The organism is Kitasatospora sp. NPDC008050, assembly GCF_042957465.1.
GTDB lineage: Bacteria > Actinomycetota > Actinomycetes > Streptomycetales > Streptomycetaceae > Kitasatospora.
The window spans coordinates 334,432-351,019 of sequence record NZ_JBIBIJ010000006.1; the positions used below are offsets into that span (position 1 = coordinate 334,432).

17 protein-coding genes are annotated in these 16,588 nt (G+C 74.4%); 15 read left to right on the plus strand and 2 right to left on the minus strand.

Features of this window, described 5'->3' with window-relative positions:
• Position 1: 1 nt before the first annotated feature.
• The 6 genes from ACFZB9_RS15330 to ACFZB9_RS15355 are packed head-to-tail and all read left to right on the plus strand — an operon-like array spanning position 2 to position 6,886.
• Positions 2-1,354, plus strand: a complete 1,353-nt coding sequence (locus tag ACFZB9_RS15330) for an O-antigen ligase family protein (protein ID WP_391447231.1) — start codon at positions 2-4, stop codon at positions 1,352-1,354.
• A complete protein-coding gene (locus ACFZB9_RS15335) occupies positions 1,351-3,084 on the plus strand; it encodes a lipid II flippase MurJ (protein WP_391447232.1) in 1,734 nt (577 codons plus the stop codon). Before ACFZB9_RS15330 ends, ACFZB9_RS15335 begins: the two co-directional genes overlap by 4 nt.
• Positions 3,074-3,865: a polysaccharide deacetylase family protein gene (locus ACFZB9_RS15340; RefSeq protein WP_391447234.1), complete on the plus strand. Its 792-nt coding sequence runs from the start codon at positions 3,074-3,076 to the stop codon at positions 3,863-3,865. Before ACFZB9_RS15335 ends, ACFZB9_RS15340 begins: the two co-directional genes overlap by 11 nt.
• Complete coding sequence (locus ACFZB9_RS15345) at positions 3,862-4,992, plus strand: glycosyltransferase (RefSeq protein WP_391447236.1); 1,131 nt, start codon at positions 3,862-3,864, stop codon at positions 4,990-4,992. The genes ACFZB9_RS15340 and ACFZB9_RS15345 overlap by 4 nt, the downstream gene beginning before the upstream one ends.
• Positions 4,989-5,705, plus strand: coding sequence for a Wzz/FepE/Etk N-terminal domain-containing protein (locus ACFZB9_RS15350; RefSeq protein WP_391447238.1), 717 nt, complete (start codon positions 4,989-4,991; stop codon positions 5,703-5,705). Before ACFZB9_RS15345 ends, ACFZB9_RS15350 begins: the two co-directional genes overlap by 4 nt.
• The gene (locus ACFZB9_RS15355) at positions 5,702-6,886 is read left to right on the plus strand and encodes a GNAT family N-acetyltransferase (RefSeq protein ID WP_391447240.1); all 1,185 of its coding nucleotides are present in this window, start codon (positions 5,702-5,704) and stop codon (positions 6,884-6,886) included. The genes ACFZB9_RS15350 and ACFZB9_RS15355 overlap by 4 nt, the downstream gene beginning before the upstream one ends.
• On the opposite strand, the gene ACFZB9_RS15360 is transcribed toward ACFZB9_RS15355, so the two are convergent.
• Entirely contained in the window at positions 6,858-8,291 is a 1,434-nt protein-coding gene (locus tag ACFZB9_RS15360) for a glycoside hydrolase family 26 protein (protein WP_391447242.1), read from the minus strand. The two genes, ACFZB9_RS15355 and ACFZB9_RS15360, sit on opposite strands and share 29 nt — an antisense overlap.
• Before the next feature lie 338 nt (positions 8,292-8,629).
• Between ACFZB9_RS15360 and ACFZB9_RS15365 the strand changes: the two genes are divergently transcribed.
• The 9 genes from ACFZB9_RS15365 to ACFZB9_RS15405 all read left to right on the plus strand — a co-directional run bounded on the left by ACFZB9_RS15365 (position 8,630) and on the right by ACFZB9_RS15405 (position 15,774).
• On the plus strand, positions 8,630-9,568 hold the full coding sequence (locus ACFZB9_RS15365) for a hypothetical protein (RefSeq protein WP_391447243.1): 939 nt from the start codon (positions 8,630-8,632) through the stop codon (positions 9,566-9,568).
• A gap of 309 nt (positions 9,569-9,877) precedes the next feature.
• Complete coding sequence (locus ACFZB9_RS15370; protein WP_391447245.1) at positions 9,878-11,476, plus strand: ABC-F family ATP-binding cassette domain-containing protein; 1,599 nt, start codon at positions 9,878-9,880, stop codon at positions 11,474-11,476.
• A gap of 427 nt (positions 11,477-11,903) precedes the next feature.
• Positions 11,904-12,137, plus strand: a complete 234-nt coding sequence (locus ACFZB9_RS15375; protein WP_035843861.1) for a helix-turn-helix domain-containing protein — start codon at positions 11,904-11,906, stop codon at positions 12,135-12,137.
• A gap of 274 nt (positions 12,138-12,411) precedes the next feature.
• A complete protein-coding gene (locus ACFZB9_RS15380) occupies positions 12,412-13,221 on the plus strand; it encodes an enoyl-CoA hydratase/isomerase family protein (RefSeq protein ID WP_391447246.1) in 810 nt (269 codons plus the stop codon).
• Positions 13,222-13,411: 190 nt separating this feature from the next.
• A complete protein-coding gene (locus ACFZB9_RS15385) occupies positions 13,412-13,885 on the plus strand; it encodes an Asp23/Gls24 family envelope stress response protein (protein ID WP_391447248.1) in 474 nt (157 codons plus the stop codon).
• 42 nt (positions 13,886-13,927) lie between these two features.
• Complete coding sequence (locus ACFZB9_RS15390; protein WP_391447417.1) at positions 13,928-14,119, plus strand: hypothetical protein; 192 nt, start codon at positions 13,928-13,930, stop codon at positions 14,117-14,119.
• A complete protein-coding gene (locus ACFZB9_RS15395) occupies positions 14,119-14,502 on the plus strand; it encodes a hypothetical protein (RefSeq protein WP_391447249.1) in 384 nt (127 codons plus the stop codon). The genes ACFZB9_RS15390 and ACFZB9_RS15395 overlap by 1 nt, the downstream gene beginning before the upstream one ends.
• Positions 14,495-15,097, plus strand: a complete 603-nt coding sequence (locus ACFZB9_RS15400; protein ID WP_391447251.1) for a DUF6286 domain-containing protein — start codon at positions 14,495-14,497, stop codon at positions 15,095-15,097. The genes ACFZB9_RS15395 and ACFZB9_RS15400 overlap by 8 nt, the downstream gene beginning before the upstream one ends.
• Before the next feature lie 26 nt (positions 15,098-15,123).
• A complete protein-coding gene (locus tag ACFZB9_RS15405) occupies positions 15,124-15,774 on the plus strand; it encodes an alkaline shock response membrane anchor protein AmaP (protein WP_391447253.1) in 651 nt (216 codons plus the stop codon).
• A 16-nt stretch (positions 15,775-15,790) separates the two neighbouring features.
• Here ACFZB9_RS15405 and ACFZB9_RS15410 read toward each other — a convergent pair whose 3' ends face one another.
• Positions 15,791-16,564: an SDR family oxidoreductase gene (locus ACFZB9_RS15410; protein WP_391447255.1), complete on the minus strand. Its 774-nt coding sequence runs from the start codon at positions 16,562-16,564 to the stop codon at positions 15,791-15,793.
• Positions 16,565-16,588: the final 24 nt, after the last annotated feature.

Consider the following 16,588-nt stretch of genomic DNA (forward strand, 5'->3'; position numbering starts at 1 on the left):
CGTGGCCCTGACCCTTGCGCCGCGCCCCACGTTAGGTACCAGCCGGCCGCCGACCGCCCTGCCGCCGACCGCCCTGCCGCGCGCGGCGGTCACCGCCGTGCTGCGGCGGCCGAGCCTGCTGGTCGCGCTGACCGTCCTGCTCGTCTGCGTCCCCACCGGTGAGAAGAACGTCACCGCCGCCGTCCACATCACCCCGGCCGACCTGGCCTCGCTCGCGCTGGTCGGCCTGCTCGGTGTGGACCTGCTGCGCGGGCGACCGCCGGCCCTGAGCCGGTCCGCCTGCCTGCTCCTCAGCGGCGTGGTCGTGGCGGCCGCCGCCGCCACGATCACCTCGATCGACCCCGCCGCCAGCCTGACCGGCTTCATCCGCCTGGTGCAGATCTTCGTGCTGGTCCCGGCCGCGGTGCTGACCGCGCTGCGCGACCGCACCGACCTGCGGCTGGTGCTCGGCGCCTTCGTGCTGGCCGCGCTGATCGAGGGCGGCCTGGGCGCCGAGCAGTACCTCACCGGCACCGGCGCCTCCTACACCGGCGAGCCGATCCGGGCGGTGGGCACCTTCGGCGCGCTCGACATCATGGCGATGTCCGGGGTGGTCAGCTTCGGCCTGCTGGCGGCCCTGGCGCTCGGGCTGATGGAGCGTCAAGGCAGCTGGTGGCGGCGCGGGTTGCTGGCCGCCGCGGCCTTCCTGGTGTTCCCGCTCGCGGTCTCCTTCAGCCGGGGAAGCTGGATCGCCACCGCGGTGGCCGCCGCCGTGCTGCTGCTCAAGGCGGACGCCCGGCTCGCGCTGCGCTGGGCGGGCCTGGGGCTGGCGGCGGCGATCGTGCTGGTCGGCGGGCTCGGCGCGGGCGGTGGTGGCGTGACCGAGCGGCTGAGCAGCATCGGTTCGGTCTCCGGCGGCAACGAGGACCACTCGGTCAGCGACCGCTACGACCTGTGGGCCACCGCCCGGGCGATCTGGGCCGACCATCCGGCCACCGGCGCCGGACCCAAGAGCTTCCCCCAACTGCGCGACTCGCACGCCCCGTTGCGGCTCTCCTCGGGCAGCGACGCGGCCGACTCCACGATCGGCTTCGAGCGCGAGCCGCTGCTCTCGCCGCACAACATGTACTTCCTGGTGCTCTGCGAGCAGGGCCTGGTCGGCATCGTCGCGTACGGCGGCCTCTTCCTGGCGCTGCTGCTCGGCTGCCTGCGTCGCCCCGGGCCGGCGGGTCCGGCGGCACTCGGGCTGCTCTGCTGGGTGCTGGTCGACTTCCTCTATGCCGACATCGGCGGCACCACCACCGTGCTGACCTCGGTGATCCTGGGGGTGGCGGCCTGCTGGGCGCTGCCCGCCGAGCGGGAGCCCGCGGCATGACGCTCAGTCAGGAACTGCCCACCGCGGCGCCGGTGGCGCCGGATCCGGTCCACCGCGGCTCGTCCTTCCTCGCCAAGGCCTTCGGGATCACCGCCGTGCTCAGTGCGGCCGGCTCCGCACTGGGCCTGCTGCGCGACCTGCTGCTGGCCCGGTTCTTCGGCGCGGACGAGGGGACGGACGCCTTCCTGGTCTCCTGGACCGTGCCGGAGACCGCCGCGCCGCTGCTGATCGAGGACGCGATGACGTTCCTCATGGTCCCGGCCTTCAGCCTGGCCCTGGTGCTGCGCGAGGAGCGGCCCGAGGGCGCCGACCCGGTGCGCCAGCTGACCGCCGACACGCTGCCCTGGCTGCTGGGGGGCCTGTGCGCGCTGTCCGGCGCCACCATCTTCTGGGCGCCCGAGGTGGTGCGGCTGCTGGCCCCCGGCCTGGCCGACCCCGCGCTCGCGGTGACCTGCACCCGGATCACCGCCCTCACCGTGCTGCCGTTCGGCCTGGCCGGCTACCTGGGCGCCGCGCTCCGCGCCCACCACCGGTTCACCGCGCCGGCCGCCATCTACGTGGTGTACAACCTGGGCATCCTCGGGGTGCTGACCCTGTTCCACCTGGTGCTCGGGGTGCGGGCGGCCGCGCTCGGCGTGGCCTTCGGCAGCCTGCTGATGGCCGGGCTGCTGATCGCGCCCTTCCTGCGGGCGCTGCGCTCGGGCCGCCCCGCGCGCGGGCGCGGCGCCCGGGGCGGGCGCGGACTGCTGCTCAGCCCGCTGGCGTTGCTGCCGGTGGTGGCCTTCACCATCACCCGGCAGTCGCAGGTCTTCATCGAACGCTCGCTCGGCTCCGACCTGCCGGTCGGCACCATCTCGCACCTCAACTACGCGGCCAAGGTCTCCCAGTTGGCGATGACCACCGCCCTGCTGATCTGCACGGTGACCTTCCCGCTGGTCGCCCGGGCGCTGGCCGCCGGCGACCTGGCGGCGGCCCGGGACCGGGTGGAGAAGGACCTCGGGCAGGCGGCGGCCGTGGTGCTGGCGGGCACCGCCTTCCTGATCGCCTGCGCGCACCCCGTGGTCGCCCTGCTCTTCCAGCGCGGCGCGTTCGGTCCCGCCGACACGGCCGCCACCGCCGAGGTGATCCAGGTCTACAGCTGCGGGCTGCTGGCCCAGGCGCTGATCGGCGTGATGGTCCGGCCGTTCTTCTCGATGCGCCCGGCCGTGCGGCGCGCGGACGACCCGCGCCCGGGCCAGGCGGGCCACTGGCTGCTCGACTGGTACCCGGTGGCCGCGATGGCGATCGGCCTGATCGTCACCACCTCGGTCGGGCTGCTCAGCACCCACCGGTTCGGCGCGCTCGGGCTGGCCGCGGGCAACGCGGCCGGTATCACCACCACCGCCGTGCTGCTGCTGCGCGGGCTCGCGCTGCGTGGCATCGCACTGCGGATGCCCAAGGTGCTGGCCGGCCAGGCCCGGCTGCTCGCGGCGGCCGGCGGCGCGGCGGTGGCCGGCACCCTGACCGCCCGCCTGGTCCACGCCGAGGCGCCGTCGATCGCGGCCGGCGCCGCCGTGGTGCTCGCCGTCTACCTGGCGGTCGGCGCGCTGCTCGGCGCCCAGGAGGTCACCGGGCCGCTCGCCAAGGGGATCGCCCTGACGCGTGGTCGGCGGGCACATGCAGGACCGGGGGGACGGCGTTCGACAGGAGAAGAGCTCCTGGAGGAAGGAACGGTGTCCGATGGTTGCTGAACTCATCCGGCGGCCGCAGTTGCCGCGTCAGGGCGGTGCCGACGGCCGCTGGCCCAGGGCGCCGTGGATCCTGATGTACCACTCGGTGGCCGACGAGGAGGAGGACCCGTACCTGCTCACGGTCAGCCCCGACCGATTCGCCGCCCAGCTGCGCTGGTTGGCCGCCCGCGGCTGGCGCGGCGTCAGCATCCGCGAGCTGCTGCGCGCCCGCGCCGAGGGCCGCCGCGAGCGCCTGGTCGGGCTGACCTTCGACGACGGCTACGCCGACTTCGCCGGGCACGTGGTCCCGGTGCTGCGCGGCTACGGATTCACCGCCACTGTCTTCGTGGTGGCCGACCGGCTCGGCGGCGACAACTTCTGGGACGTCAAGGGCCCGCGCAAGCCGCTGCTCACCGTCGATCAGGTGCGCGAACTGGCGGACAGCGGCTGGGAGATCGGCTCGCACGGGATGAGCCACCTGGCGCTGCCCGCACTGCCGGCCAGGCTGCTGCGCGCGGAGGTGCGGGACAGCCGGCAGGCGCTGAGCGAGCTGCTCGGCGGCCCGGTGGGCGGCTTCTGCTACCCGTACGGCGCGGTGGACGAGCCGGCCGCCCGCGCGGTCGAGGAGGCCGGCTACGACTACGCGGTGGCGATCGACCACAGCACGCTGTCCGGCCGCTTCGCGCTGCCCCGCTGCTATGTGGGCGACCGTGACGGCGCCTGGCGGCTGCGGGCCAAACGCGGCCGGTGCGGCCTGCGGGACGTGGTCACCGAGCTGCGGCGCAGAGGGGAGCGGCGATGAGGGTGCTGCAGGTCATCACCGGTCTGGCGGCGGGCGGCGCCGAGCAGCAACTGCTGCTGACGGTCCGGCATCTGCCGCCGTCGGTCGAGTGCGAGGTGGCCACGTTGACCAACCCCGGCAGCGTGGCGCAGGCGCTGCGCGCCGAGGGCGTCACCGTGCACGAGCTGGCGATGCGCGGCAACCGGGACCTCGCGGTGCTGCCGCGGCTGGTCCGGCTGATCCGCCGGGGCCGCTACGACGTGGTGCACACCCACCTGTACCGGGCCGGCCTGTACGGCCGGCTGGCGGCCCGGCTGGCCGGGGTGCGCACGGTGCTGGCCACCGAGCACTCGCTGCACGCCGGGACGATCGAGGGCCGGCCGGTCGGTACCGGGGTCAAGTCGCTCTACCTGGCGGCCGAGCGGCTGGGCCTCACCACGGTGGCGGTCTCCGGGCGGGTGGCGGGGACGCTGTCCGACTGGGGCGTGCCGGCGCAGCGGGTGGCGGTGCTGCCCAACGGCATCGAGGCGGCGAGCTTCGCCGTGCCGTGGGACCGGCGGACCGGGGTGCGGCGCAGGCTGGGCATCGCGGCCGACGCGCTGGTGGTCGGCGCGGTGGGTCGGCTGGTGCCGGGCAAGCGGTTCGACGTGCTGGTGCAGGCGCTCACCGTGCTGCCCGAGGTGGTGCTGCTGGTGGTGGGGGAGGGGCCCGAGCGGGCCGCGCTGACCGAGTTGGCCCGCGGGCTCGGGGTCGGTGCCCGGGTCCTGCTGATCGGTGAACGCGCCGACGTCCCCGACCTGTTGAGCGCGATGGACGTGCTGGCCGCGCCCTCGGTGGAGGAGACCTTCGGCCTGGCGGTGCTCGAAGGGCTGGCCGCCGGGCTGCCCGTGCTGCACAGCGGCTGTCCGGCGCTGGAGGAACTGCCCGCCGCGGACGCGCCCGGCGCCCGCAAGCTGCCGTCGACGGTGGCGGCCTACCAGGAGGCGCTGCTGGCGCTCGGTCCGTCGCCGCTCGCCGTCCCGCTGCCCCGGCCACCGGCCGTGGCGCACTACGACATTGTCCGCACAGCGGCCCGACTGGGCGAGTTGTACGAACGGTTGGGGCAGGCCGAGCGGCCCGTCCCGGCCGGGAGGGAGTCTGGAAGATGACCGAGCAAGGGATGGCCGAGCAGGCGAAGCGCGGTCGGGTCCGGATGGCGGCCCGGCACTGGTGGCCGCTGGCCGCCGCCGTCCCGCTGGGTGCGGTGGCGGGGGCCGGCTACGCGGTGCTCGCACCACCGGTCTACACGGCCAACTCCTATGTGGTGGTGGTTCCGGGGAGCGGCGGTGAGAGCGGCCTCGCGGTCAACTTCGCCCAGGCGTACGGGCGGTTGGCGGCCCAGCCGCAGGTGCTGGCGATGGCGGCCCCGGATGCCGGCCGCACCGGGGCCGAGCTGGCCAGCCAGGTCACCGGGACCACCTCGCCGGACGCCCCGGTGATCGAGATCGCCGGCAGCGGCCGGCACCCGGACCAGGCGGTGAAGGCCGCCGACGCGGTGGCCAAGGCGCTGGTCGCGTTCGCCAACACGAGCAGCAAGGAGACCGACGTCAAGCTGGTGCCGCTGGCCGCCGCCGCCGATCCGGACCAGCCGACCACGCCGAGCAGGCAGCTCGACGTCGCGGTGGGCGGCGCGGCGGGGGTGCTGGTCGGGGCGCTGGCAATGATGGCCCGCCGCAGGGGGACGGGTGACACCGCGGCGGCGCCCGCGCCGGTCGCCGGGCCCGTCGTCGCCGCGCCGGTCGCCGCCGAACCCGTCGCCGCGGTGCCCACCCCGAGCCGGGAGAAGACCGAGAAGACCGAGAAAGCAGGGAGCACCACATGACCGTCCTGCACCCTGGTCCGGGGGCGCAGGCCCCCCGGGACCCAGGGGAGCCGGTGGCGCCCGAGGCGCTCCGGTGGACCGCCGAGACACACCGGGACGAGCAGGCGCTGACCCGGCTCGCCCCCGAGTGGGAGGCGTTGGCCGCCCGCTGCCGGACCGCCACGCCGTTCCAGTCCGCCGCCTGGCAGGCCTCCTGGTGGCACAACTACGGCCGCCCCGGCGCGCTGCGGGTGGTGCTGGTGCGCCGCGACGGCGTGCTGGTCGGGGCCGCCGCCCTGCGGCGCACCAGGACCGGCACGCTGACCGGTCTGGGTGGCGGGCTGATCGACTTCACCGACGTGCTGCTCGACGACGCCTGCGCCGCCGAGGCCGCCGCCGTGCTGGCCCGCGCCCTGCCGCTGCGCCTGCCCTGGCAGGCGCTGGAGCTGCGCGAGGTGCGGCCCGGCTCGGCGGCGCACCAGGTGTACGCGCACTGGCACGGTCGGCGCCACCAACTGCTCGACTCGGTCTGCCAGCACCTGCCGGCCGTCCCGATGGAGCAGCTGCTGGCCCGGCTGCCGGGGCGCACCGCGCAGCGCAGCCGGGCCAAGCAGCGCAAGCTGCTGGAGAGCGGGGTGGTGGCCCGCCGGGTGCCGGCCGAGGAGGTTGGCCCGGCGATGGACGACCTGCTGCGGCTGCACGCGCTGCAGTGGCAGAGCCGCACCGTCACCGCCGAGCACGTCAGCGAGCGGTTCGCCGGCCACCTGCGCGAGTCCACCGCCGCGCTGGCACTGGCCGGCCAGGCGGTGGTCTACCGCTACTACCTGGACGAGGAGCTGATGGCGGTGGACCTGCTGCTCTGCTGCCCGTCCTTCACCGGCCTCTACCTCTACGGCGCGCACCCGCGGCTGCGGGAGCGGATCGACATCGCGGGCCTGCTCTTCGGCACCTCGCTGGAGGAGACGGTGCGTGCGGGCATCCCGGAGATAAGCCTGATGCGCGGCGAGGAGCCGTACAAGGAGCGCTGGCGCCCCGACCGCGAGCACAACCACCGGCTGCTGCTCGGGCCGCGCCACTTCGCCTGCGCGCTGAGCGTGCGGCTGTCGCTGGCCCGGGTCCGCGCGGCGGCCGTGCCCAGGTTGCGCGGGCCGGTCCGCCGCCTGCGCGAACTGCTCAGCCGTCCAACGACCGCCAGCCGCTGATCGCCGGCGGGGGTGAGGTGGGGGCGGACGGCGTCGCCGAGGGCTTGGCCGGGGTGCCGGTGGACGGCGAGGGCGCCGGGGAGGGCGTCGGGGCGGCCGTGGCCGGCGCGGCGGGCGAGGGGGAGGCGGCGGGCGTCGCGCCGGTCGGCGAGGAGGTGGCCGGCGCCGAGGTGGCCGCGCCGGTCGGCAGCGAGGTCGGCGAGGTGCTCGGCGACGGAGCGGCCGAGGTGTCCGGGTTCCCGGGCTGCCCCTGGCCCGAGCAGCCCCGGGAGAAGAGCGGCGGGCGCAGCCCGGGCCGGGGCGGCAGCACCCCGAGGCCCAGCTGCGGGCACGGCGGCTCGATCGGCACCGGTGCGCCCTTGGAGCCGCCGAGCAGCTGCCGGTAGACCGCACTCGACCTCGGGTTGTTGCGGCACTCCCAGAAGCCGTGCGGGCAGTAGTCGGTGACGGTCTGGTAGAGCGTGTCGTGGGTGCGCATCCAGTCGACCATCCGCCGCACGAACTCGGGGTTGTCGCCGTTGCGGAACAGCCCCCACTCCGGGTAGGAGACCGGCTTGCCGCGCCGGGCCGCGAACTCGACCTGGTCCTGGAGGCCGTAGGGCTCGCGCACGTAGTCGTCGAAGGTCGCGCCGGCCGGCTGGTCGTAGCTGTCGGTGCCGATCACGTCCACCACGTCGTCGCCGGGGTAGCACTTGGTCCAGGCGATCGCGTCCAGGCCGCGGTTGGGGGTGAAGTCGAAGCGGAACTTCTGCCCGGGCACCGAGCGCATCACGCCGATGATCCGCCGCCAGTACGCCTTCCAGGCGGCCGGGTCGGGCCCGCACCGGCTGGTGTAGGTGATGCCGTTCATCTCCCAGCCGAGCACGATCACGGTGTCGCCGCCGCCGAGCGCGACCAGCTTGCGGGCCAGCCGCAGGAAGTGCTGGTCGAAGGCGCCGTGCGCGCCCTGGTTCAGCAGCTCGGCGACCTCGTCGTCGGGCAGGTCGCCCTCGTTGGGCACCAGCATCGGCACGTTGAGCACCAGCGTCCGGCCCTGGTCGCTCAGCCGCCACTGCGACCAGAGCGCCAGCACCTTGGTGTCGCCCTCGACGTCGCCCCAACTGTTTCCGGCCAGATAGGTGTGGCCGACCTGGAGGTTGGCGCCGTTCAGCCAGTTGGAGAGCCTGGCGATCTGCGGAATGTAGTTGTCCCAGGAGCCGACGAAGGCGCCGAACGGGACCTCGTGAGTGGCCCGCCGGGTGGTCGGCCTGGGCGCCGCGGCGCGCGGCCGGGCGCTCGGGCCGGCCGCCTCGTCGCCGCCCGGCCAGCGGTCGGCGGTGGTGAGCGAGCCGCCACCGACGCCGAGCCCGGCCGTGGTGAGCAGCAGCAGGGCGGAGGCGGCCAAGGCCAGTCGGCCGATTCGCATGATCTCTCCTCCACCACGGATCGAGTCCCGCTTCATGGACTGCCGGACGCCAGCGGTAGGCATCCACCTACCGACAGTAAGCTGGCGCGCCATCAGAAAAGCCGAATGTCACCCTAAAGTGGACAGTTGTCGCGAGCCTGGCCGACCTCGACTGGTGCTCCGGATCGTCTTGATCGATCGTCAGCCGTTTCCGGTCGGCCGCCAGGGTCGGTGGCCCGGCGGGAGGTGGTGGAATCCCCGCCCACCGACCCCCGCCGAATGTCCGGTTATCTGTCCGCAGGCCCGCGGGGTGGCCCCGCCATGCTGACGGTCGAGCGCCCACCAGGTACCCTCCCGAGGTGTCCTGGAAGCCGCTTCGTACCCTGACCCCCCGCTCCGCCCTGCCTGCCATGGCGGTGCTGCTGGTGCTCGGCGTGGGCGCCGCAGCGCACGCCAACCGCCCGGTTCCGTTCGGCGACCAGGTCTCGGCGCCCGGAAACGCGCAGGCCAGCCCGGTGGGCGCCCAGTCGGCGGACCCGGTCGTCCCGGACTTCCGGGTGGGCCCCGGACTGGAGGCCTACGACCCGTCGAGCGGCACGCTGCTCTGGTCCTACCGCCGCGACGGCGCCACCGCGCTGCACGAGACCCTGCTCGGCCAGAGCGCGATAGTCGTCTGGGACGACGGCATGGTCACCTCGGTGGAGATCAGCGACCACGAGGTCCGCTGGCACCGGGCGATGCCCGGCCTGGCGGAGTGGCTGCACGGCGAGGGGGAGCCCGGCGCCGACCAGCGCACCGCGGCCCAGCGCAAGCAGCTGGAGCTGACCCGGGCCGCCGCCGCGGTGCAGGTCGCCTCGCAGACCCAGCCCTGGGTCCAGGTGCTCAGCCCCGGCCTGACCATGGGTTTCCGCGACAGTGACGGGGACCTGCGGTTCAACGCCCGCCCGCAGGCCGGCTGCGTCTTCAACGTGCTGGGCACGGTCAGCACCGACGGCGCCGTGCTGGTGCCGCGCACCTGCACCGGCACGACCGGTTCCGGACACCCGCTGCCCGGCTCGATCACCGGATTCCGGATGGACCAGCCCGGCTACGTGCTCAACGCGAGCCAGACCGTCAAGCTCACCAAGCTGGACGGTGCCCAGGTGCTGATCAACGACGGCCCGGTGCTCGGCAGCAGGGTCTTCGACACCAACCAGGGCGCCTCCGCGATCCCGTGCGGCAGCCCCGAGGAGCCGTTCGCCGCGGTCAAGCCGCAGGCCGGCTGCCCGGTGGCGGGTGGCGACAGCGGCGCCCACTGACCGGTCCCGCGAACCGCGCCGGCCCGGCGGAGATCCGGCGGCAACCGGCCGGCCCGCGGCCCGCCCGCGCTGCCGCCCGCCGGAAATTCATCGAGGGACGTCCGACGCGCCCGGTAGACTGGCCCACATGGCTGTTCTCCTCGGGCATTAGCGGCGGCAGTCGGTGAGGCAATCGGTCCGCGTCGGTAACAGCGGACCGTTGCCGTGCCGGACCGCCCAGCACCGCCCATACCCCCGCCGCGTCCCCGTGTCCGACCGCGCTGCCGTCCGCGCGCCCCGGTCCGCCCAGTTTCAGGAGTTTTCCCAGCCATGATTGCCGCCAACGCCCTCGAACTGCGCGCCGGTGCCCGTGTCCTGATCGAGTCCGCCAGTTTCCGGGTCACCCCCGGTGACCGGATCGGCCTGGTCGGGCGCAACGGCGCCGGCAAGACCACGCTGACCAAGGTGCTGGCCGGCGAGGGCCTGCCGGCCGCCGGTACCGTCACCCGCTCCGGCGAGGTCGGCTACCTGCCGCAGGACCCGCGCACCGGCGACCTGGACGTGCTGGCCCGCGACCGGATCCTGTCGGCTCGCGGCCTCGACACCGTGCTGAAGAAGATGCGCGAGAACGAGGAGCGGATGGCGAACGGCAAGGGCGCCACCCGCGACAACGCGATGAAGAAGTACTCGCGCCTGGAGACCGAGTTCCTCACCAAGGGCGGGTACGCCGCCGAGGCCGAGGCCGCCACCATCGCCGCCGCGCTCGGTCTGCCGGACCGGATCCTCGGCCAGGAGCTGCACACCCTCTCCGGTGGCCAGCGCCGCCGGGTCGAGCTGGCCCGGATCCTCTTCTCGGACTCCGACGTGCTGCTGCTGGACGAGCCGACCAACCACCTCGACGCCGACTCGATCGCCTGGCTGCGCGACTTCCTGAAGACCTACAAGGGCGGCTTCATCGTGATCTCGCACGATGTCGAGCTGGTCGAGACGGTCGTCAACAAGGTCTTCTACCTGGACGCCAACCGCTCCTGCATCGACGTCTACAACATGGGCTGGAGGCAGTACCAGCAGCAGCGCGAGGACGACGAGAAGCGCCGCAAGCGCGAGCGGGCCAACGCCGAGAAGAAGGCGGCCACCCTCAACGCGCAGGCCGACAAGATGCGCGCCAAGGCCACCAAGACGGTCGCCGCGCAGAACATGGCCCGCCGCGCCGAGAAGCTGCTCTCCGGCCTGGAGGAGGTGCGGGCCTCCGACAAGGTCGCCAAGCTGCGCTTCCCCGACCCGGCCCCGTGCGGCAAGACCCCGCTGACGGCCCGCGACCTGTCCAAGTCCTACGGCTCGCTGGAGATCTTCACCGGCGTCGACCTGGCCATCGACCGCGGCTCGCGGGTCGTGGTGCTGGGTCTCAACGGTGCGGGCAAGACCACCCTGCTGCGGATGATGGCCGGGGTGGAGAAGCCGGACACCGGCGAGGTGATCCCCGGCCACGGCCTGAAGATCGGCTACTACGCCCAGGAGCACGAGACGCTCGACCCCGAGCGCACCGTGCTGGAGAACATGCGCTCCTCCGCGCCGGACACCGACCTGGTGCAGATCCGCAAGATCCTCGGCTCCTTCCTCTTCTCCGGTGACGACGTGGACAAGCCGGCCGGCGTGCTGTCGGGCGGGGAGAAGACCCGGCTGGCGCTGGCCGCGCTGGTGGTCTCCTCGGCCAACGTGCTGCTGCTCGACGAGCCGACCAACAACCTCGACCCGGCCAGCCGCGAGGAGATCCTCGGCGCGCTGCGCACCTTCACCGGTGCCGTGGTGCTGGTCACCCACGACGAGGGCGCGGTGGACGCGCTGGAGCCGGAGCGGATCATCCTGCTGCCGGACGGCGTCGAGGACCTGTGGACCCCGGCCTACCACGATCTCGTTTCGCTGGCCTGATCGGCGGGACTCCGGCCCTGATCGGCCGGATTCCCGCTCACTTCCGCGCGTTGTCGCGGATCACCGTTCTGACCTCGCCCGTGACCGGTCCACCGGTCGCGGGCGCTCGGCTTTTGTAGACACACGCTCCTGCATCCGGCCGAGCCTTTCTCATCAGCGATGTCCAATCGGGAATCCCGGGGCCTCGGATTCCGTTTAATTCGGTCCTGCTGCTTTCACCGCCGGGTCGACCCTGCTGATCAGCTCTTTCGTCCGCCGACGCGGATTCCGCCGGGGGCGTGGACACCCAGGGTGAGCGCCGCGACGCGCGGAAGGCACCCCCGGGCGGCGCCCTTTTCGCAGGACAGACCTTGTCGAATGGGTGGCCAGGACGCTGGGGATGGGTGATCATGGGAATCTGACCGAGCACAGCTACGAGGAGGCACGGGTGGCCGAGACTCTGAAAAAGGGCAGCCGGGTGACAGGTGCCGCGCGTGAGAAGCTCGCGGCCGAGCTGAAGAAAAAGTACGACTCCGGCGCGAGTATTCGCGCACTCGCGGAGGAGACCGGCCGCTCGTACGGCTTCGTGCACCGGATGCTGAGCGAGTCCGGAGTCAATCTCCGGGGTCGCGGTGGCGCCACGCGTGGAAAGGCCAAGGCTGCTGCGGCAGCCGGTTCCTGACGGATCGTCAGGCCGGGAAGGCGGCCCTTCCTCCCGGTCGGTCGATCGATACGGGCACCAGGTTCCGACAGTTCGTCAGCACACCCCGACGCATCGGCGACCGTGACAGGTACCTTCCCCCAGCCTCTGGCCGGGGGGACCCCCATGGCCGCCGATCGTCATGTCCGCGAGCCGTCGCGGGTGGCGGTATCCAAGGCGTGGGACAGTAAGTTACTCTCCGGTAGATGAGTGGGCAGTGCGCTGGAGCCTGCCCCGACCCGCGCCGGAGGTGCCCATGACCGCGCCCGTCTCCACCCCTGCCACGCCGGACGCGTGGCAGCAGGCCGGTGTCCGCCTGGAGGTCGACGGCGAACTCGCGACGGTGACGCTCTGCCACCCCCAGCGGCGCAATGCCCAGACCCCCGCGATGTGGCGCGCGCTGGCCGCGATCGGCCGCGAGCTGCCCGCGACCGTGCGGGTGGTGCTGCTCCAGGGTGAGGGCGTGTCCTTCTCGGCCGGTCTGGACCGGGCCATGTTCACCCCCGAGGGGCTGCCGGGTGAGGCGAACTTCCTGGCCCTGGCCGCGAGCCCGGACCAGGAGCTGGACGCCGCGATCGCCGGGTTCCAGGAGGCGTTCAGCTGGTGGCGCCGGCCCGACGTGATCACCATCGCCGCGGTGCAGGGGCACGCGGTGGGCGCCGGGTTCCAGCTCGCGCTCGCCTGTGACCTGCGGATCTGCGCCGAGGACGCGCAGTTCGCGATGCGCGAGACCTCGCTCGGCCTGGTCCCCGACCTGACCGGCACCAAGCCGCTGACCGACCTGGTCGGCTACGCCAGGGCGCTGGAGATCTGCGCCACCGGGCGCTGGGTGCCCGCCGCCGAGGCGGCCGTGATCGGACTGGCCAACCAGGTGGTGCCGGGTGCCGAGCTTCCCGGTGCGGCGCGGACGCTGGCCGCCGCGCTGCTGGCGGCGCCGCGCAACGCCGTGATCGAGACCAAGGCGCTGCTGCTCGGCGCGGGCGACCGCTCCTACGAGGAGCAGCGGGCCGCCGAGCGGGCCGCCCAGGCCCGCCGGCTGCGCGACCTGGCGGGGATCGGCGACTGACGGCGACCCGAGTGACGGCGACCGGCCGCTGAGCCGGCGCGCAATGCTGTGGGGCCCGGCTCTTGGAGGGGGAGAGCCGGGCCCCACTGTCATGCTCCGGAGCCACGCTCCGGGCGCGGGTTTCGTGGCGGAATGTCAGAGTTGGGACAGATTGCGGTATAGCTAGGGACATCCTTCAGGAGGCACTCCCATGCCCGAGACCCCCAAACCGTCCGACCTGACCAAGCCCGGTACCGCGCAGCACGGCACTCCCGCCGAGGAGCGCGGGCGCACCGCGCTGGCCGACGGAGTGGTGGAGAAGATCGCCGGCATGGCGGCCCGGGAGGTCCCGGGGATCCACGCGCTCGGGTCGGGGCTGGCCAGGACCTTCGGGGCGGTGCGCGACCGGGTGCCCGGTGGGCGCTCCAGCATCTCGCGCGGCATCAAGGCCGAGGTGGGCGAGAAGCAGACGGCGATCGACATCGCGCTGGTCGTCGAGTACGGGGTGGTGATCCCCGAGCTGGCGGCGACCGTGCGGCGCAACATCATCAACGCCGTGGAGCGGATGACCGGCCTGGAGGTGGTGGAGGTGAACATCGCCGTCAACGACGTCCATTTGCCCGACGAGCCGGACGAGGAGGAGGGCGAGCTGCCCTCCTCGGATCGGCGCGCCCGGGTCCAGTAAGCAGCCCGTCCGACCGAAGTCCGCACCGCTCGGGAGCTCACCTTGAATCTCGCCTTCATCGGCCTGGTCGCCGGCATGGCCCTGGGCTTCGCCGGCTACTTCGGCGGCTTCGCGGCCTTCCTGCTGGTCGCCGTGCTCGGCGCGGTGGGGTTCGTGGTCGGGCGGGTGCTGGAGGGCGACCTCGATCTCGGTGACCTCGGCGACCTGCTGCGCAGCCGCGACCGGCGCCGCTGATGACGGCGGGGGCGGGCGGCTCGGTCGGCTCCGCGATGGAGCGGGGCTGGGGGCGGGACACCGGCAAGGCCACCCCGGCGGCCCGGCGCGGCCGGCTGCGGATCGCCGACCGGGTGCTGACCCGGATCGCCCTGGTCGCGGCGCGCGGTGCGCTGGGCCAGGGCCGCGTGGGGGAGGAGCCGCGGGTGTCGGTGGCCGTGGTGGACGGTGTGGCGCGGGTGCGGGTGGGGGTCGACCTGCCGTTCCCCACCGACCTGGCCCGGCAGGCGGCGGCCGTGCGGGCGGCGGTCGCCGACCGGGTCGGAGCGCTGACCGGGATCCCGGCGGGCGAGGTGGTCGTGGTGGTGGAGCGACTGCACCCGGTGGGCGGGTCCGGTGACTGAGCTCGCGCCGCAGCCGCGGGCACCGCAGGAACCGGTGCCCGCCCCCGGTAGCCGGCCGGGCGGGCCCGGCTACCGGGCGCCGCGCTCGCCCCGGACCAGGGCCGCCGCGCTGGTCGCGGTGCTGCTGCTGGCCGGCAGCGGGGCGCTGCTCTACGACGCGGCCTCGTCCTGGGCCGGGCACCGGCCCGGCAGCTGGCGCAGCTGGCTGGCTGGGCAGCTCGCCACCCGGCCGCTGGACTCCGGGTGGGTACGCGGCGGTGCGGTCGTGGTGCTGCTGCTCGGCGGCTGGCTGCTGTGGCTGGCGGTGGCCTCCGGCGCGCGGCGCTGGCTGGTGCTGGGTCAGGCTCCCTGGACGGTGATCGACCGGGTCGGGGTGGCGGCGCTGCTGGAGACCCGGGCGCTGGAGCTGCCCATGGTGGCGGCGGCTCGGGTGCGGGTGGGACGGCGGCGGGTGCGGGTGACAGTGCGCGGCAGCGCCGACCTGGCCGCCGCCCGGGAGGTGCTCGCGGCCGAGTTGGCGGCGATCGGGCTGCTCCGGGAGCCGGGGCTGCGGGTGCGCGGCCGGCCGGCGAAGCACCGGCCGCCGATGCACTAGCGCGAGATTCCCGAGGAGGTGTGGTGATGAGCCGAGCCACCGTCAACCGGCTGCTGCTCGGGCTGGTCGGCCTGGTGCTGGTGCTGGGCACGCTGCTGGTGCTGGCCGGCGGCCTGGACCTGTACCGGCACCTGGGGGTGCGGCCGCCGAGCTGGTGGCCGCTGAGCGCGCCGGGACAGCCGGTGCTGAGCACCGCCTCGCGCACCCGCTGGCGGGACCGGGGCTGGTGGTGGCCGGCGGTGGTGGCGGGCCTCGCCGCGGTGGCGCTGCTCTCGCTGGGCTGGCTGGTGGCGCAGCTGCGCCGGCCGGCGCCGGCCGAACTGGAGCTGCCCACGCCCGGGGTGCCCGGCCTGCGGCTGCGGTTGCGCGGCGCGGCGCTGGCGGAGGCGGTCCAGCACGCGGCGCTGGAAGTGCCGCAGGTGACGGCGGCCCGGGTGCGCCTGGTGGGGCGCGGCAAGCGGCTGCGGTTGCGCGCGCTGCTGCTGCTGGAGCCGGGGGCCCGGGTGACGCGGGCGGTGCGGGAGTTCCGGGCCGGACCGCTCGATCATGCGGCGGCGGCCCTCGCCCACCAGGGCGAGCTGCCGCAGGACCTGCGGATCCAGGTGGCCCCGACCGAGGTGCCCCGCCACCCGCGGCCCCCGCGCGGCCGGGCCAGGCGGGCCGCCCGGGTGCGGTGAGCCGCGGGGCGCGAGGTCACAGGGCGTGCATGGCGCCGCCGTCGACCGGGATCATCAGGCCGCTGAGGTAGGAGGCGGCAGGGGAGAGCGCGAAGGCGGCGACGTTGCCGAACTCCTCGGCGGTGCCGTAGCGGCCCAGCGGGATCCGGGCACTGGCGGCGGCGCGGGCGGCGGCGGGGTCCGGGGCGAGGGCGTCCAGCTCGCGGACCCGGTCGGTGTCGATCCGGGCCGGCAGCAGGCCCAGCACCCGGATGCCCCGCGGGCCCAGCTCACCGGCCAGCGACTTGGCGGCCATCGCCAGACCCGGGCGCAGGCCGTTGGAGACCCCCAGACCCGGGATCGGCTCGCGCACCGAGCTGGAGAGCACGAAGGCGATCACACCGCCCTCGGTGAGCGCGGCGGCGGCCGCGCGGGCCAGCCGCAGGGCGCCGAGGAAGACCGTCTCGAAGGAGGTGCGCCAGGTCTCGTCGGCGGTGCTGAGCACGGGGCCCGCGGGCGGGCCGCCGACGCTGATCAGGATGCCGTCCAGGCGGCCGAAGCGGCGCACCGCAGTGGCCACCACCTGCTCGGCGGCGGCCGGGTCGTTGTTGTCGGCGACCAGGGCGGCGGCCGGGCTGTCGGGTGTGTCGGTACCGCCGAGCGCGGCCACGGCGGCGTCCAGGGAGTCCTGCCGACGGCCCGTCAGTAGCACCCGGGCGCCGTCGGCGGTCAGCGCGCGGGCGGCGGCGAAGCCGAGTCCGCGGCTGGCGCCGGTGACCACGTACACCTTGTCCTGCAGTCCGAGATCCATGACCCTCATCCTGCCGCAGGGCGG

Excerpts from the sequence above, each read along its gene's own strand:
- ACFZB9_RS15335 (WP_391447232.1), top strand. The coding sequence starts at position 1,351 with ATGACGCTCAGTCAGGAACTGCCCACCGCGGCGCCGGTGGCGCCGGAT.
- ACFZB9_RS15340 (WP_391447234.1), top strand. The coding sequence starts at position 3,074 with ATGGTTGCTGAACTCATCCGGCGGCCGCAGTTGCCGCGTCAGGGCGGT.
- ACFZB9_RS15345 (WP_391447236.1), top strand. The coding sequence starts at position 3,862 with ATGAGGGTGCTGCAGGTCATCACCGGTCTGGCGGCGGGCGGCGCCGAG.
- ACFZB9_RS15350 (WP_391447238.1), top strand. The coding sequence starts at position 4,989 with ATGACCGAGCAAGGGATGGCCGAGCAGGCGAAGCGCGGTCGGGTCCGG.
- ACFZB9_RS15355 (WP_391447240.1), top strand. The coding sequence starts at position 5,702 with ATGACCGTCCTGCACCCTGGTCCGGGGGCGCAGGCCCCCCGGGACCCA.
- ACFZB9_RS15360 (WP_391447242.1), bottom strand. The coding sequence starts at position 8,291 with ATGCGAATCGGCCGACTGGCCTTGGCCGCCTCCGCCCTGCTGCTGCTC.
- ACFZB9_RS15370 (WP_391447245.1), top strand. The coding sequence starts at position 9,878 with ATGATTGCCGCCAACGCCCTCGAACTGCGCGCCGGTGCCCGTGTCCTG.
- ACFZB9_RS15380 (WP_391447246.1), top strand. The coding sequence starts at position 12,412 with ATGACCGCGCCCGTCTCCACCCCTGCCACGCCGGACGCGTGGCAGCAG.
- ACFZB9_RS15385 (WP_391447248.1), top strand. The coding sequence starts at position 13,412 with ATGCCCGAGACCCCCAAACCGTCCGACCTGACCAAGCCCGGTACCGCG.
- ACFZB9_RS15395 (WP_391447249.1), top strand. The coding sequence starts at position 14,119 with ATGACGGCGGGGGCGGGCGGCTCGGTCGGCTCCGCGATGGAGCGGGGC.
- ACFZB9_RS15405 (WP_391447253.1), top strand. The coding sequence starts at position 15,124 with ATGAGCCGAGCCACCGTCAACCGGCTGCTGCTCGGGCTGGTCGGCCTG.
- ACFZB9_RS15410 (WP_391447255.1), bottom strand. The coding sequence starts at position 16,564 with ATGGATCTCGGACTGCAGGACAAGGTGTACGTGGTCACCGGCGCCAGC.